The organism is Kitasatospora sp. NPDC127035 (assembly GCF_042726075.1).
Taxonomy (GTDB): domain Bacteria; phylum Actinomycetota; class Actinomycetes; order Streptomycetales; family Streptomycetaceae; genus Kitasatospora.
Genome location: NZ_JBHXDN010000026.1, coordinates 97,134 through 112,684, shown reverse-complemented (window position 1 = coordinate 112,684; position 15,551 = coordinate 97,134). Strand labels below are relative to the sequence as shown.

12 protein-coding genes are annotated in these 15,551 nt (G+C 74.9%); 8 read left to right on the top strand and 4 right to left on the bottom strand.

The window, feature by feature from the left end; genetic code table 11:
- Positions 1 to 114: 114 nt before the first annotated feature.
- The 3 genes from ACFWIC_RS19755 to ACFWIC_RS19745 form a co-directional block, all read right to left on the bottom strand.
- Entirely contained in the window at positions 115 to 1,215 is a 1,101-nt protein-coding gene (locus tag ACFWIC_RS19755; protein WP_380519573.1) for a nitroreductase/quinone reductase family protein, read from the bottom strand.
- 420 nt (positions 1,216 to 1,635) lie between these two features.
- Positions 1,636 to 2,844: a polysaccharide deacetylase family protein gene (locus ACFWIC_RS19750; protein WP_380519572.1), complete on the bottom strand. Its 1,209-nt coding sequence runs from the start codon at positions 2,842 to 2,844 to the stop codon at positions 1,636 to 1,638.
- Between the two features lie 204 nt (positions 2,845 to 3,048).
- Positions 3,049 to 4,893 carry an AMP-dependent synthetase/ligase gene (locus ACFWIC_RS19745; protein WP_380519575.1) on the bottom strand — a complete coding sequence of 615 codons (1,845 nt, stop codon included), beginning with the start codon at positions 4,891 to 4,893 and terminating at the stop codon, positions 3,049 to 3,051.
- Between the two features lie 557 nt (positions 4,894 to 5,450).
- On the opposite strand from ACFWIC_RS19745, the gene ACFWIC_RS19740 reads away from it, so the two are divergent.
- The 6 genes from ACFWIC_RS19740 to ACFWIC_RS19715 all read left to right on the top strand — a co-directional run bounded on the left by ACFWIC_RS19740 (position 5,451) and on the right by ACFWIC_RS19715 (position 11,822).
- The gene (locus ACFWIC_RS19740; protein ID WP_380519571.1) at positions 5,451 to 8,477 is read left to right on the top strand and encodes a nitrate- and nitrite sensing domain-containing protein; all 3,027 of its coding nucleotides are present in this window, start codon (positions 5,451 to 5,453) and stop codon (positions 8,475 to 8,477) included.
- On the top strand, positions 8,474 to 8,893 hold the full coding sequence (locus ACFWIC_RS19735) for a roadblock/LC7 domain-containing protein (RefSeq protein WP_329880538.1): 420 nt from the start codon (positions 8,474 to 8,476) through the stop codon (positions 8,891 to 8,893). Before ACFWIC_RS19740 ends, ACFWIC_RS19735 begins: the two co-directional genes overlap by 4 nt.
- A gap of 263 nt (positions 8,894 to 9,156) precedes the next feature.
- Positions 9,157 to 9,486 (top strand): DUF742 domain-containing protein, encoded by a 330-nt coding sequence (locus ACFWIC_RS19730; RefSeq protein ID WP_380362063.1) that lies wholly within the window; start codon positions 9,157 to 9,159, stop codon positions 9,484 to 9,486.
- Positions 9,467 to 10,144, top strand: coding sequence for an ATP/GTP-binding protein (locus tag ACFWIC_RS19725; RefSeq protein WP_380362055.1), 678 nt, complete (start codon positions 9,467 to 9,469; stop codon positions 10,142 to 10,144). The genes ACFWIC_RS19730 and ACFWIC_RS19725 overlap by 20 nt, the downstream gene beginning before the upstream one ends.
- Before the next feature lie 654 nt (positions 10,145 to 10,798).
- Positions 10,799 to 10,930, top strand: a complete 132-nt coding sequence (locus ACFWIC_RS19720; RefSeq protein ID WP_329880535.1) for a hypothetical protein — start codon at positions 10,799 to 10,801, stop codon at positions 10,928 to 10,930.
- A gap of 82 nt (positions 10,931 to 11,012) precedes the next feature.
- On the top strand, positions 11,013 to 11,822 hold the full coding sequence (locus tag ACFWIC_RS19715; RefSeq protein ID WP_380362053.1) for a winged helix-turn-helix domain-containing protein: 810 nt from the start codon (positions 11,013 to 11,015) through the stop codon (positions 11,820 to 11,822).
- Positions 11,823 to 12,019: 197 nt separating this feature from the next.
- Here ACFWIC_RS19715 and ACFWIC_RS19710 read toward each other — a convergent pair whose 3' ends face one another.
- Positions 12,020 to 12,802 (bottom strand): IclR family transcriptional regulator, encoded by a 783-nt coding sequence (locus tag ACFWIC_RS19710; RefSeq protein ID WP_329880532.1) that lies wholly within the window; start codon positions 12,800 to 12,802, stop codon positions 12,020 to 12,022.
- Positions 12,803 to 13,188: 386 nt separating this feature from the next.
- On the opposite strand from ACFWIC_RS19710, the gene ACFWIC_RS19705 reads away from it, so the two are divergent.
- Positions 13,189 to 14,238, top strand: coding sequence for an ABC transporter substrate-binding protein (locus ACFWIC_RS19705; protein WP_329950502.1), 1,050 nt, complete (start codon positions 13,189 to 13,191; stop codon positions 14,236 to 14,238).
- 145 nt (positions 14,239 to 14,383) lie between these two features.
- A complete protein-coding gene (locus ACFWIC_RS19700; protein WP_329880529.1) occupies positions 14,384 to 15,403 on the top strand; it encodes an ABC transporter substrate-binding protein in 1,020 nt (339 codons plus the stop codon).
- The last annotated feature ends 148 nt before the right edge of the window (positions 15,404 to 15,551 follow it).

Below are 15,551 nucleotides of genomic sequence, written 5' to 3'. Positions count from 1 at the left end.
CCCCGCCCCGCCCTCCCCCCCGGCCCGCCCCCCCCCCCCCCGCGCGGCGCCCCCCCCCCCCCCGGGGGGCCCCCGCGGGACCGCCCACGGGGGCCGGCCGGGCGGGCGCCGCCTTCACCGCCCCGGCGGGAAGGGGATCAGGGCGAGCGCCGGCAGCAGCTCCCTTTCCTCGTACGCGAGGTGGGCCTCCAGTTCGGCGGACATCCGGGCCAGCTCGGCCCGGAACCGCTCAGGTTCGGCCGCGCCGATGTCGGACACCAGCGCGACCAGCTCGTCCTTGAGCCGGGTCACCACCCGGTGCTCGTCGGCCAGCCGGTCGAGCACCTCCCGGAGGTGCGGGTGGCTGCGGGCCAGGGCCGGGAAGACGCCCTGGTCCTCGCCGGTGTGGTGCACGGTCAGGCCCTGGCAGAACGCCAGGCAGTGCTGGCGGATCTGCAGTCCGAGCGCCGGAGCGTTCCCGGAGTCCGCGGCCGGACCTCCGCCCGCCGCCGACCGGCCGCCCGTCGCCGACCGGCCCTCCGGCGCCCGCCCGGTCGCGGCCGCCGGGCCGCGAGCGAAGTGCGCCTCGGTCTCGGCCCGTACGTGCCGCAACTGGGAGCGCAGCCAGGTGTGCACCTCCAGGAGTTTGTCGGCGAGGTTCGCCACCTCACGGGGTTCCGGGGACCCGGCCCCGGCCGGTTCGGTGCCGGACTGCTCCAGCACGACGACGGGGAGCACCCGGTCGGTGAGTGTCTGGTAGTCGCCGTACCCGGGGGCCGCGCGCACCGCGGCCGCGAAGAGGCGGTCCCGTCGCGGGCCCTCGCTCGGAACGGCGACCGCGTCGAAGGTCCCGGTGCCGAGCTCCACCCCGACCACCGGGTTGGCGAGCAGGTTGCGGTACCACTGCGGGTGCTCGGGCGCCCCGGCCGCCGAGGCGATGACCAGGAGCAGCCCCTCCGCCCGCACGTACCCGAGCGGTACCGTGTGCGGCCGGCCGGTGACGGCCCCGGAGGTGGTGAGGAGAAGCAGGTCGCCGCCCTCGAAGGGGCCGCCGACCCGTCCGCCGTTGGACCGGAACTCCGCGACGACCGCCTGGTTGAACGAGTCGAAGGAACCGGAGGACCGGGGATCGGGCGCGTCGGACGAGCCGGACGAGCCGGGCGGGGTGAGCGAATCGGAGGAACCGGACGAGCCGGGGGGATCGGACGGGGAGATGGGACTGGCAGAAACGGACATACGTCTGTGGAGTCTCCGAACGAGGGGAGTGAAGGCCACAGCGGCACACCGGTTCCGGCGCGGCAGGCGACAGGACGAAGCGAGCGCGCGGGCAACCGCCGCGGCCGCTCGGGTCAGATCAGGGGAGCGGAGTGTGAACTCATCGCGCATCGTCCCTCGGTGAAAGGTGCTCGCTCGGCCACCGGCCGGCCCAGTTCTCTTTGGCCGGCGCCACGCTGCACCTGATCATTAGAGCCACCGGGCCCGCCGTCTGTCAACGAGCGGGATCCGGAGGGCCGCCGGGCCGGTCGGGGCGGCGTCGAGGAGCACGGCCGCCACGCGCCCACGCGTTCACCCACCCGCGCCGTCACCCGGTCGCGACAGGACGAAGGGCGCGTCGCCCGTCCCTGGGGACCGGCGACGCGCCCTGCCGCGGAGGTCTCAGCGCAGGTAGGAGGCCAGGCCCGCGGGCTTGAGGCCGGCGGCCTCGGCGGCGGCCAGCGCGCGCGGGAGGTCGGTGGCGAGGGTGTCGGTCCAGTGCAGCAGCACGACGTCGCCGGGCGAGAGGGTGCCCTCGTGCCAGACGTTGGAGGCGCCCCAGCTGAAGTCGGCGTTGGCGGTCAGCACGTGGCGGAAGCCGCAGTTGGCGGCGGCCTGCAGGGTGACGGCGTTCCACGCGAAGTACGGCGGACGGAAGACGGTCGGGGTGGTGCCGAAGGTCCGGGTCAGGGCGTCCCGGGCGTCGCAGATCTCCACCTGCTGCTCGGCGAGCGAGAGCGTGCTGAGGTCCGCGTGCGAGACGCTGTGGTTCTGGATGGACGAGCCGGGGGCGGCGGTGACCCGCTGGAAGAAGCCCGGGTCGGCGGCGGCAGGCATCGGCAGCGGGAAGGCGGTGATCGGCAGCTTGTGGTCGGTGATGAACCGCTCGGCCTCGGGGGTGCGCTGCCAGCCGTCGTCGACGGTGAAGAAGACCACCTTTTCGCTGGTCGGCACGGAGCCCGCACCGGTCGCGGGGGCGGGCAGGGCTCCGTCCACCTGGACGTCGTCGACGGCGAACGGGCCCTGCTGGTACCAGCCGTGCACGTAGAGGCGGACGGTGCTCGCGGTCGGTCCGGAGGTGAAGCGGGTGGTCAGGCGCTGCCAGCCGCCGTTGGTGTTCTCCGTCCAGGCGGGGGCGGTCGGGCGGTCGGTTCCGGTGGCCCCGAGGAAGACGTACTTCCCGCGGACCCAGGCGGAGGCGGTGTAGGTGGTGTTGGGCTGCACGGAGACGGTCTGCACGCACTCGCCGGTGGAGTCGTCGCCGGCCGGGGTGACGCCGAGGGCGGACGTGCCCGAGTGGGGGGCGACGGTGGTCAGGGCGGCCTCGGCCGGACCGCCGGTGCAGCGCCAGCCGGGCACGCTGCCCCACTCGGCGAGCGAGGACGCGGGGATCTCGAACCCGGGGTTGGTGGCGATGTTGACGGAGGGCGCGGAGGCGTTCGGGGCGTCCGCGGAGGCGGGCGCGGCGAAGCCGGCGGCCAGCAGCGCCGCCGAGGCGGCCAGCGCGGAGAGGCGGGCGGCGACCCGCGAGGTGGCGCGCGGGGAGGCCGGGCGGGGCGGGACGTGCGCCGCCGGGCGGGGCGACAGGCGCGCGGACAGGCGCGAGGACATGGACACGTGGCGACTCCTGCGTGGGGGACGCGCCCGTGGGGAGGGCGCGCGGAGAACGGGTTGGGGCGCTCCCCGAGGGGCGGGAGCCTTGGGCGTGCCGCACTCAGACCGAGGCAACAATGGACTGGACCACTCGGATCGTCAAGGGAACCGCCGGTGAACCGTGCGCCGTCTCCGGGGCGGCAAACGGGACAAGACGACCCGTCAGGGGACGTACAGTTCCTCGATGTCGTCCGCGTAGTACTCCGTGATCGCCGCCCGCCGAAGCTTCAGTGACGGCGTCATCAGTCCCTGGTCCAGCCCGAACTCGCGCGGCAGCAGCCGGAACGCGCGGATCGACTCGGCCCGGGAGACGGCCGTGTTGGCCGCCGCCACCGCCCGCTGGATCTCGGCGTGCAGGTCCGCGTCCGAGAGCACCGCCCACGGGTCCAGCTGTTCGCGCCCGCGCGACTTCAGCCAGTGCGCCAGGGCCGCCGGGTCGAGCGTGATCAGCGCGGCCACGTACGGGCGGTCGTCGCCGACCACCAGGCACTGGGAGACCAGCGCGTGCGCCTCCACGCGGTTCTCCAGGGCGGTGGGGGCGAGGTTCTTGCCGCTGCTGGTGACGATCAGGTCCTTCTTGCGGCCGGTGATCGTCAGGTAGCCGTCCTCGTCCAGGTTGCCGAGGTCGCCGGTGCCGAACCAGCCGTCGTACAGCGACTCGGCCGTGCAGCGCGGGTGGTTGAGGTAGCCGTCGAAGACGCCGGGGCCGCGTACCCACACCTCGCCGTCGTCGGCGATGGCCACGGTGGCGCCGGGGACCGGCCGGCCGACCGTGCCCGCCCGCCGGCGTCCGGCGGGGTTGGCGGTGACGGCGGCCGAGGTCTCGGTCAGCCCGTACCCCTCGTACAGCTGGAAGCCGATCCCGGTGAAGAAGAGGGCGACCTCGCGGTCGAGCGTCGAACCGCCGCACATCACGCCGCGCACCCGGCCCCCGAACACCGCGCGCAGCCGCTGGTAGACCGTCCGCTCGTAGGCCAGGTGACGCAGCCGCAGGCCGGGGCCCGGACCGGGGCCCTGTCCGAAGGCGCGCTGCTCCCGTGCGGTCGCCCAGTCGACCGCCACCTGACGGGCCTGTTCGAAGAGCTCGCCGCGCCCCGCCTCCTCGGCGGCCCGCCGGGCCTGCTGGAACACCTTGTCGAGCACGTACGGGACGACGTGCAGGAAGGTCGGGCGGTACGAGGCGAGGGCGGGAAGCAGGAAGTCGGTCGACACCTCGGGGACGTGGCCGATCCGGAACCCGGCGCGGACCGCCGCGATCTGCACCATCCGCCCGTACACGTGCGCCAGCGGGAGGAAGAGCAGGGTGGACGCCTGGCCGCCGCCGGTGTCCGCGAAGATGTCGCCCCAGCCGTCGAGCAGCGCGTCGGCCGCCGACGCCAGGCCGGCGTGCGTGATCAGGCACCCCTTGGGGCGGCCGGTGGTGCCCGAGGTGTAGACGACGGTGGCGATGTTCTCCGGCGAGACGCCGAGCCGCTGACGGTGGACCAGCGCGTCGGGGACGCCGCGCCCGTCCTCGACGATCGAGGCGACGCAGTCCCGGTCCAGCTGCCAGATGCCGGTCAGCTCGGGTAACGCGTCGCAGACCGCGCCGACCGTCATCGCGTGGTCCTCGTTCTCGACCAGGCAGGCGACCGCCTGTGTCTCGGCGAGGATCCAGCGGACCTGTTCCGGGGCGGCGGTCGGGTAGATCGGGACGGGTATCGCGCCGATCGACCAGAGCGCGTAGTCGAACAGCGTCCACTCGTAGCGGGTGCGGGACATCAGGGCCACCCGGTCGCCGTAGCGCACGCCGCGGGTGAGCAGGCCCTTGGCGAGGGCCAGCACCTCGTCCCGGAACGCCGCGGCGGACACCTCGTGCCACCCGCCGCCGGGGGCGCCGTGCGCCCCGCCGTCGCGGCGGGCCAGCTGGACCAGGCCGGGGGAGCGGTCGGCGGTGTCGTACAGCGAGTCGGCCAGTCCGCCGGTGACCGGTGGTCCGGCGGGGGCGGGGGTGGTGAACTCGCGCACGATCCCCCCGATCACCCCGATCCCTCCTGCAGGTGGAGCGAAACTATCGGATAGCTCCCCGACTGCCCAGGGTTGTGACCGTGACGCGACGAGATCGGCACCGGTCCAGGGGGGGAGTGCCGGGGTGGGGGCGGCTCCGGACCCGGGGGAATGCGGCGGGATCCGGGATCTTGGGAACGATCCGGACACGATCCGGCCGGGTGCGGGAAGAGGACGGGTTCGACCCTCGAACGAGTGGTCAGGGCGTAGTAGGCTCTCGCAGACTTCGGGCCGGACCTCCCCGGCCGGGCCCGAATCGGCACCGGTCCGTACTCGATCCAGGCTTGGTCTGTACCACTTGTCGTTCGCACTCCCTTCCGCCCGCCCCCGTGCCGCGTCGCCCCGCTCACGCTCCGCCCGCCCCGCCCGGCTCCACGCCCGCTCCGCCCCCACACCGCTCCCGCCCAGCCCGGCTCCCAAGCCCGGAGCCCAGGTCCGGACCCCGCTCGGACGCCCGTCCGCGCACCGCTCCACCCCCGCACCCCGTCCGCGCCTGGCACTTCCCGACCGAGGACTCCATGCGTCTGCGCAGCAGCTCGATCCGCGCGAAGATCATCGCGCTGCTCCTGGTGCCCATCGTCGCCCTGACCGCCCTCTGGGTGTACGCGACGCTCGCCACCACCGGAGACGTCTGGAGCCGGCTGGAGATCAGCAGTACGTACAGGAAGTTCGGGCCCCCGGTCGACCGGTACGCACACGATCTCCAGGTCGAGCGCCGGGCCGCCGTCAAGCGGCTGGCCGACCCCGCCTCACGGGCCACCCGGGACGCCTTCGAACAGGCCCAGGCCACCACCGACCGGAGCCTCACCCTGCTGCGGCAGTTGAAGGACGGTGACGGCGGCCGGCTCGACGAGGCCCAGCGCGGGCGACTCCTCCAGGTCCTCGCCGCCGCCGACCAGCTCGCACCGCTGCGCTCCCAGATCAACCGCGGCGCGCTCAACTGGGAGTTCACGCTCGGCCAGTACAGCGACCTGATCAAGCCGACCTTCGGCTTCCGGTCCGCCTTCGTCGCCCGCCAGAGCGGCCAACTGCCCCGGCAGGGGACGATCCTCATCGAGCTGGTGCGCGCCCGCGAGTACCTGGCCCAGGAGGACGCGGCCATGGAGGGGCTCCGGACCGCGACCGGTCGGCCCACCGCGGAGCAGTACCAGGTGGCCATCGACGCCCTGCACAACCAGCAGGCGCTGTTCACCGTCTACATTGCCGAGCTCGACCCGGCCGACCAGGCCGACTACATCGCGCTGCGCGGCGGTGAGGCGTGGGCCGCGCTGGCGCGGGCCGAGGCCGACTTCGTCGGCGCGGGCGGGCCGGAGCGGGTGGTCCAGGCGATCAACGGCGACGCGTGGCGGGAGACCGCGGACCGTGCGCTGGGCGACCTCGCGGCGATCAACACCCGGCTGGCCGGCACGATCGACGACCGCGAGCACTCCTACGCGATCGGCATGCTCTGGCGCGGCGGCATCGCCGGTGTGATCGGCCTGGTCGCCGTGGTGCTGTCGATCGTCATCTCCTACCGGATCGGCCGCGGCCTGGCCCGCGAGCTGATCGGCCTGCGGAACGCGGCCAACGAACTGGCCGGCACCCGCCTGCCCTCGGTCATGCTGCGGCTGCGCAAGGGCGAGGCCGTGGACGTCGCGACCGAGGCGCCCGAGCTGCAGTTCGGCTCCGCCGAGATCGGCCAGGTCGGGCGGGCCATCAACGCCGTGCAGCGGGCCGCCGTCGAGGCGGCGGTCGAGCAGGCCGAACTGCGCCGCGGCGTCTCGGCGGTCTTCGTCAACCTGGCCCGCCGCAGCCAGGTGCTGTTGCACCGCCAACTGACGCTGCTGGACACCATGGAGCGGCGCACCGAGGACCCGGCGGAGCTGGAGGACCTGTTCAAGGTCGACCACCTCACCACCCGTATGCGCCGGCACGCCGAGGGCCTGATCATCCTGGCCGGCGGCTCGCCCGGCCGGGCCTGGCGCAAGCCGGTGCGGATGGTGGACGTGGTGCGCGCCGCCGTGGGCGAGGTCGAGGACTACGCGCGGGTGATCGTCCGGCCGTTCCCGGGCACCGGGCTGCTCGGCAGCGCGGTCGCGGACGTCACCCACCTGGTCGCCGAACTGGTCGAGAACGCGGCGGTGTTCTCCCCGCCGAGCACCCAGGTCACCGTCCAGGGCGAGGTGGTGGCGCACGGCTTCGCGCTGGAGATCGACGACCGCGGACTCGGGCTGAGTGATTCGGCGCTCGCCGAGATCAACGAACGACTCGCGGTGGAGCAGGAGTTCGACCTCGCCGACACCGACCGGCTGGGCCTGTTCGTGGTCAGCCGGCTGGCCCGGCGGCACGGCATCCGGGTCCACCTGCGGCCCTCGCCGTACGGCGGCACCACCGCGGTGGTGCTGATCCCGCGCGAACTGCTGGCCGAGGCGCCGGACGGACTGCCCGAACCGCCGCCGGCCACGGGTTCGGCGGGCGGCCCGTACGGCGGTGGCACCGGCGGCGCCTACGGCGGCCCGGCCGCCGGGCCGGCGACCGGCCCGTCCGGTGGACGGCGCCCGGTGGCGGGGCGGCGCGGGCAGCGGGACCTCGTCGCGGTGCCCGCGCTCGGCCCGGACGGTGCCGGCGAGGACGGCCGGGCCGACGGCCCGGGCGGCGCCGGACGGTCGGCGGGTGCGAGCGGTCAGGGCGGACGGCACCGCGGCGCCGGCGGACCGCGGCCCTCGGCTCCTGAGCCTGCCCGCACACCGGGCGGTCTGCCGCGCCGCTCCCGCGGCGGCGGGCCGGTCCTGGTGCCGGCGCCCGCCGGCGAGCCCGCCGGGCAGGGGACCGGACGGCACCGCCGGGAGGACGGCTCCGCTCCCGGGGTCCTGTCGCCGGACGGTGTGCCCGCCGCCGGGGCGGCGTCGGACGGGGCGCCGGCCGCGGGCACGGTCCCGCAGGACGCCGCGCCCGGACGGAGCGTCACGGCCGCCGGGGCCGCCGGCCCGGGCGCCCTCCCGCGCCGCGTCCGGCAGGCCAGCCTCGCCCCGCAGCTGCGGGACCGGGCTGCGGCCCGGCAGGGCGCGGGATCCGACGGCGTTGAGGCCGACCCTGCGCGCGAGCGCTCGCCCGAGGAGGCCCGGGCCACCTTCGCCTCCTTCCAACGCGGTTTCACCCGGGGTCGGACCGCCGGCAGCCCGTCGGGGGCGGGGCGCCCGGCGGCGGACGCCGGGCCCGCGACGGCGCCCCCGCCCGTGGCCGCCTGGCTGCCGCAGAACCCGGACCGCCGGGCGATCGCTCCGGCACCGGCGCCCCCGGCGTTGCCCGGTCCCGCCGCGGGCGAAACCGCGCCCCTGGCGCGCCGCGCGCCCGTCCGGCCGCCGGCCAGGATCGCCCCGGCCGCGCTCCCGCTCGCGGAACCGGGCGCACCCGCCGGTCCGTTGACCGAGGGACCGCCCGCACGCACCGCACCACCCGCAGCGCCCGTACGATCCGCAGGACCGGCTTCACCCGCACGACCCGTACGACCGGCTCGATCCGCACCACCCGCACCACCCGCACCAGCGGAAGGAACAGATTCATGACCTTGTCGACGCAGTCGTCCGGAGACCTCAACTGGCTTCTGGACGACCTGGTAGGACGTGTCGCGGCCCTGCGGCACGCGGTGATCCTTTCCAGCGACGGGCTGGCCACCGGTGCCTCGCGGGGCCTCGAACGGGAGGACGCCGAGCACCTGGCCGCCGTCGCCGCAGGCTTCCACAGCCTGGCGAAGGGCGCCGGTGGGCATTTCAAGGTCGGCGGGGTCCGCCAGACCATGGTGGAACTCGACGAGGCGTTCCTCTTCATCACCGCGGCCGGCGACGGCAGCTGCCTGGCCGTGCTGAGCGAGGCCGAGGCGGACATCGGCCAGATCGCCTACGAGATGGCCCTGCTGGTCAAGCGGGTCGGTGAGCACCTGGCCGCCGAGCCGCGCGCCGACGTGGCCCCGCCGGTGAGATGAGCGGCCCTGTGGCGGAGGAGTCGAGGCCCGCGCCGGACGGTCGGGCCGCGGGCGAGCGGATCGTGGACGAACAGGATTCCGGCGACCCGCGCCCGGGCGGCCGGGTCGACGGCGGTCCGGCCGGGGGCAGTCCGGCCGACGGCGGTGCGGTCGACGACGGCCCGGGTGCGGACCCGTCCGATCTCGACCTGTTCCGGCCCCGCACCCCGGTCGACGACCGCTGGTTCGACGACGACGCCGGCCCGGTGGTGCGGCTGTACTCGATGACCCGCGGCCGGACCAGGCCGGTCGAGGACGGCCTGTTCGACCTGATCTCGCTGGTCACCGCGGCCGATCCCGCTCCGGCCGCGGGGGCCGTGCCCGCGCACGTGCTCGACCCGGAGCACCGGACCATCCTGGCCTGGTGCCGCCGGGGGCCGCTCTCCGTGGCCGAACTGGGCTCCTACACCGACCTGCCGGTCAGCGTGGTGCGCGTCCTGCTCGGCGACCTCTACGACGCCGAGCTGATCAGCGTCACCCGACCCGTTCCGCTCGCCGAGCTGCCGGACGAGCGCCTGTTGCGAGACGTGATCAATGGACTCCGTGCGCTCTGACCTCCCCGTGACCGCCGCCGCCCCGGTCCCCGGCTCCGCCCCCGGCCGGGCCGCGCCCGCGGCGCAGTCCGGCGACCCGCGGTGGCGGGGCGGCCCGGCGGTCGCGGTGAAGATCCTGGTCGCGGGCGGTTTCGGCGCGGGCAAGACCACCCTCGTCGGCTCGGTCAGCGAGATCCGTCCGCTGCGCACCGAGGAGGAGCTGAGCGAACTGGGCCGCCCGGTGGACGACACGGCCGGGGTGGAGACCAAGCGCACCACCACGGTGGCGATGGATTTCGGCCGGATCGACCTCAAGCCCGGACTCGCGCTCTACCTGTTCGGCACGCCCGGCCAGGACCGGTTCTGGTTCGTCTGGGACGAGCTGGCCCGTGGTGCGCTGGGCGCGGTCGTGCTCGCCGACACCCGCCGGCTGGCGGACTGCTTCCCGTCGGTGGACTTCTTCGAGCAGCGCGGCATCCCCTTCCTGGTCGCGGTGAACTGCTTCGAGGGCAGTGAGGTGTTCGCCCCCGAGGAGGTCCGGGACGCCCTCGACCTGGACCCGGACATCCCGGTCGTGCTCTGTGACGCCCGCCTCCGCGAGGACGGCAAGGAGATCCTGGTCGCGCTGGTCGAGCACGCCGCCGTCCGCCGCCGGTCCGCCGGGCCCGCCGGGCACTGAGGCGGTCCGGCGGGGGACTTGTGACGCCTCGGTGACGGCCGTGTCTCATTCTCGTGTCCACATGTCGGACGATCTTGGCCGGGTAGGTTGCCTTGACCGCCCGGGCATGGAAGGCTCTGTCGACGAAGGCCGTCCGGCCCCTTGCCGGGACGCCTCGACCGGCGAACGCAACGCGTGCGGCGCAGTGCCGCACGAGCCGTGCGGACGCACCGTGATCCAGAGGGGGAGGGCAGTGTCGTGAGCTTCGAGCAGCGATACGCAGCAGCCGCGCCCGCCCCGGCCCCGGTCACTCCGGCGTTGACCGTTCGGCGCTACATCGACCACGCGCTCATCTGCAGCGCCTGCTGTCGGTGACCCTGCCAGCCGTCGCCGTACCCGTCGTCGTCCTTCCGAGGAACCTCCCGGTCCGCGCGTCCCGCCAGGGTCCGCACCGCAGGCCCCTCCGCGGAATCTGACGGTCCATCAATTCGTCGACCCGGCAGCACCGGACAGCCGTCCTGTGGGCCGCCGTCAACCCTGCCCGCTTCGCGGAGAGCACCAGTGAACCGATCCCGTCCCGCCCTTCCTCCGGCAGCTGCCGCCATGACCGCCCGTGCGGTCGGGGCTGCCCGGACGGAGCGGTGCAACGGTCCGTTCACATGGTTGAATGGGCGCATGAACCACGTCGCGGACAGCAGCAGAGGTCGTCGCCTCGACCTCCAGCCGTTCTGGCCGTCCCGGCAGCCGCACCTGTTCGACCAGACGTGTCCGGGGTCGCCCAGCGCGTCCCGGCTCTCCCTCCGCTGACCTCGGGTCAGTTCTCGGCAGCACGCCCGGTCGACGCGCAGACGACTCCACCCCGTCCGTCACGCGCGAAATGAGCGGCATCATGTCTTCTTCCTCCACGGCCACCCTTCCCCTCCCCGCCGCGACCCCGCACCTGCGCGCGGTCCGCTCCGTCCCCTCGAACGGCGAACGATGGCACGGCGGGCCGGTGCCGCCGCGTGCGGCGGGCGCCCAGTCCGCCCCCTCCGCGGCCGCGGTTCCGCCGTCGGTCCCGCACCCGTCGTACGGGTCGGACGTCCCGCAGCTCGGTCAGGTCCCGGTGCCGCCCCAGGCGCTGCTGGCGGCCCTGCCGGAAGGCGCGGCGGTCGTCGCGGCGCTGCCGCACGGCACGCTGCCGCAGGCTCTGCTGGCCCAGTACGGTGCCCAGTTCGGCGCCGCCGCCGGTCACCCGATGGTCGGGTACCTGGTGCTGGTCCCGGCCGAGAACGCGTCGGCCGCCGGCGCCGTCCCGGGTGCGGTCCCCGGCGCGGGCGTCCCCGCTCCCGCGGCGCCGACCGCCTCCCCGGTCGCCGGCGTCGCACCGGCCGGTGCCGCGTCCGCCGCCGTCCGCCCGGTCCGGCCCGCCGGCCGCGGCATCGCCGTGGACGTGGAGCGGCGCAACGCCTACGTCGACGGCCGGCTGCTCGACCTCACCTACCTGGAGTTCGAGCTGCTGGCGCACCTGACCGAGCACCCGCAGCGCGTGCACACCCGCGACCACCTGGTCTCCGCCGTGTGGGGCTACGGCCACGTCGGTGACGGCCGGACGGTGGACGTCCACGTCGCCCGGCTCCGCCGCAAGCTCGGCGTGGCCTACCGGGACAGCATCGTGACGGTCCGTCGGGTCGGCTACAAGTACACCCCGGTGGCGTGAACCGCCCCTGAGATGTGCCGGATCCGCCGTGCTTCACCCGCTCCGTGCCGGGCGCCGTGTCCCGCGGTGCGTGCGGTGCGGGCCGGCCGTCGACAGCCGTCGGCGGCCGTCGAGAACCACCGAGAGTCGTCGAGCACGGCCGTACGGGCCGGGCGTTCCCCTGAACGCCCGGCCCGTACGTGCGTGGCCGCGGCCGGTCAGGCCCGCTGGTCCGGTGGGAGCAGGAGCACGGCGAGCGCGTCGGCACAGGAGCGCGCGTGTCCGAGGAACCAGTCGAGCCGGTCGTCGGTGAGGTGGGCCGGCGTCGAGCGGACGGCCAGCGCGAACCGGGCGTGACCGGTGCCGTCCAGCACCGGTACGGCCGCCGTGCGCACTCCGGCCGCCGACTCGCCGTCGTTGAGCGCGTACCCGGCCGACCGGACCTTCGCCAACTCCTCGTCCAGCCGCTCCGGTTCGGTGATGGTCCGGTCGGTGAACGGCGGCAGCGGGCCGAGCGCCGACACCCCGGCCTCGCCCGGGCGCGGCCAGGCCAGCAGGACCTTGCCCAGGGCCGTCGAGTGCAGCGGGCGGCGCAGTCCGAGCCCGCTCTCCGGGCGGACGGACGCGCCGACCAGGATCACCGCGTGCGGGCCGCTGCGGATCGCCAGGTCGGCGGTGGCGCCGGTGCGCCGGGAGAGCAACTCCAGCTCGGGCGCTGCCAGGTGCAGGCCGCGCTGGTGGAAGGAGAGCTGGCCGAGTTCGGCGACGGCCGGACCGAGCCGGTAGCGGGCCGACTGCTCGTCCTGCTCCAGGAACCCGGCGCTGACCAGGGTGCGGGCCAGCCGGTGCGCGGTCGAGACCGACAGGCCCGTCCGGCGGGCCAGGTCGGAGGCGCTCAGGTCGGGGCCGTTGTCGTGGAAGCAGTGCAGCAGGCCGAGGGCCCGCTGCACGGCCTGGGCGCCGGCCGGTGGGCTCTGGACGGCGGTGGCGGCCTCGGCCATGGCACCTCACGTTCTGTCCGGCGCTCCGGCCGGTTCACCGGAGTCGCTCCCAGACTAGGGCAGCCCGTGCTGCGGGATTGTGTCAACAGCGTTGCAATGGGATGCCGTTCATGAACAAGTGATCCCACGATGTGGCAAAGGCTTGCCTCTGGCTCCCTCGTCGTGGAACGCTCGGCGCAGCGCACCGGACGAGCCCCGTCCACCGCGCCGGACCGCAGGAAGGAGCAGCGCCGTGACGACCCACCGGTGCCCCGCCTCCTGCGCCTGTTGTCGCTGACGCGTCGTCCGCGCCCACCGCCTACGCCCCGCCGCCGCAAGGCCGGTGCGCGCCCCGTGCCGCGCACCGCCGCACCCGCGTGCACCCCGTCGCAGAGGAACCCGCCACCGTGCCCAGCCCCACCAGCAGGACCGCCGCCACCGCGCCGGCGTCCGCCGCCGACGCCCCGCCGACCCTGTGGTTCACCCGCTGCCCCGTCCCCACCGCCACCGGCATCGCCGCCGACCAGGGCCGGTTCGCCCGGGAGTTCGCCGCCGACGGCATCGCCGTCCGCTCGCTCCAGGACGTGCCGCCGGAGGTCGCCGCCGACCACCACTACACCCACGCCCTCACCGGTCTGTTCCGCGAGGGCGGCAACGTGCCGGCGCTCTGGGCCCGTTCGCGCGGCGAGCGGACCAGGCTGGTCGGGCTCACCTGGATCGAGGAGCGGCAGGTCGTCCTGGTCCGGGCCGGGAGCGGCATCGCAGGCCCGGAGCAGCTGCGCGGCCGACGCCTGGCCGTCCCACGTCATGGGATCGGGATCGATTTCTGGCGGGCGATGGCCCTCTCCGGCCTGCACGGTGCGCTGTCGCTCGCCGGACTCACCGCGGACGATGCCGAATGGGTGGACGTCCCGGCCGCCCCGGACGGCGGGCAGTGGGCCGCGGAGCTGGCCGCCCTGCGGGACGGCGTCGTGGACGCGGTGTACGTGAAGGGCGCGCTGGCCGTGGAGGCGGCCCGGCGCATCGGTGCGGAGGTCGCCGTCGACCTGGACGTGGCGCCGGACCGCCGAGCCCGGGTCAACAACGGCACGCCGCGCCCGATCACCGTCCACCAGGACCTCCTCGACAAGCACCCGGACCTGGTCGCACGCTTCCTCTCGGTGCTGCTGGAGGCCGCCGACTGGGCCGCCGAGCACCCCGCCGAGGTGGGCCGCATCCTCCAGGCCGAGACCGGCGCGGGGGAGGAGGGCGTGGCCGGCGCGTACGCGCCGGGCAGTCACCGCACCCTGCACCTCGACCTCTCCGAGGAGCGGCTGGGCCTGCTGGAGCAGCAGGAACGGTTCCTCCACCGGCACGGCTTCCTGGAGGCCCCGGTCGACGTCCGCGCCTGGGCCGATCCCGAACCGCTCCGTGCCGCCCGCGCCCTGCTCGCCGCCCGCCGCGGCGCGGACGGCTGACGGCCGCCGCCACCGGCCGTCCGTCAACCCCGGCCCCGCAGTCCCCACCGCTCCCCCCCCGCTGTCCCGCCCCCGGCCTTCCCCCGGCCGCCCGCCGACGGCCTTCGAACGTTCGTCAGCCCCGCTCTCCTCAGGAGTCGACCCCGTGAACCCCTCCCGCCTCGCGCTCGCCGCCACCGCACTGCTCGCCACCACCGCCCTGGCCGCCTGCGGCTCGTCCGCCGACGGGGCCAAGGCCTCCGCCGACGGCGGCAAGGCCGAGGTGGTCCTCCGCGTACCCGACCCGGGCAACAACGGCTTCCTCGCCCTGGGGAAGAAGGACGGCTCGCTGGACAAGGCGCTCGCCGCCGTCCACGCCAAGGTCGCCTGGACCGGGAGCGCCGGCCCGTTCGCCCCCGCGGCCCAGGCGCTCTCCGCCGACCAGCTCGACGTCGCCCAGGGCTCGATCACCTCCGCCGTCGCCGCACTGGCCCAGAAGCCCGGCTTCAAGCTGTTCGCGCAGACCGCGCCGGACGGGGTCGGCGAGGGCATCCTGGTGAAGAACGACTCCCCGGTGAAGACCGTGCAGGACCTGGTCGGGAAGAAGGTCGCGGTCAGCCAGGGCGGCACCAGCGAGTACCTCCTCCTGAAGGCGCTGGAGAAGAACGGCGTCCCGACCGACAAGGTCGAGCGGGTCTACCTCCGGGCCGACCAGACCTCGGGCGTCTTCAACTCCGGCCAGGTCGACGCCTGGGCCACCTGGAACACCTTCTCCACCCCGTCGATCGCCAACTCCGGCTCGCACTTCCTGGTCAACGGCAAGGAGGTGGGCTCCGACAACTACGCGGTCTGGGCCGTCCGCAACGGCTTCTCCGACAAGCACCCCGAGGTGGTCAAGGCCTTCTACACCTACCTGCACGACAACGGTCTCAAGGAGAAGGCCGACCCGGCCGCCTACCTCAACGTCTTCACGGACTCCGGTCCGACCGCCGTCACCCCCGCGGAGAAGGAGGTCGCGGTCAACGTCGGCAGGCAGGGAGCCACCGCCGACGTCATCGGCGACGCCGACATCACCCGCTTCGGGACCGTCGCGAAGTTCTTCGCCGACCAGAAGGTCACCAAGGAGCAGGTCGACGTCAAGCCCTACCTGATCGACATCAGCAAGCTCGCGGACGGCGCCAAGTGACCGCCACCACCCAGGCGCCGACCGGTGCCACGGCCAAGAACGCCTCCGGCCCGGCCGGCGCCGTCGACGGCCGGCCCGAGGGCGGCGGGCCCGGCACCGGCACCGGCACCGACCACGGCACCGGCACCGGCACGGCCGCCGCCCGCGC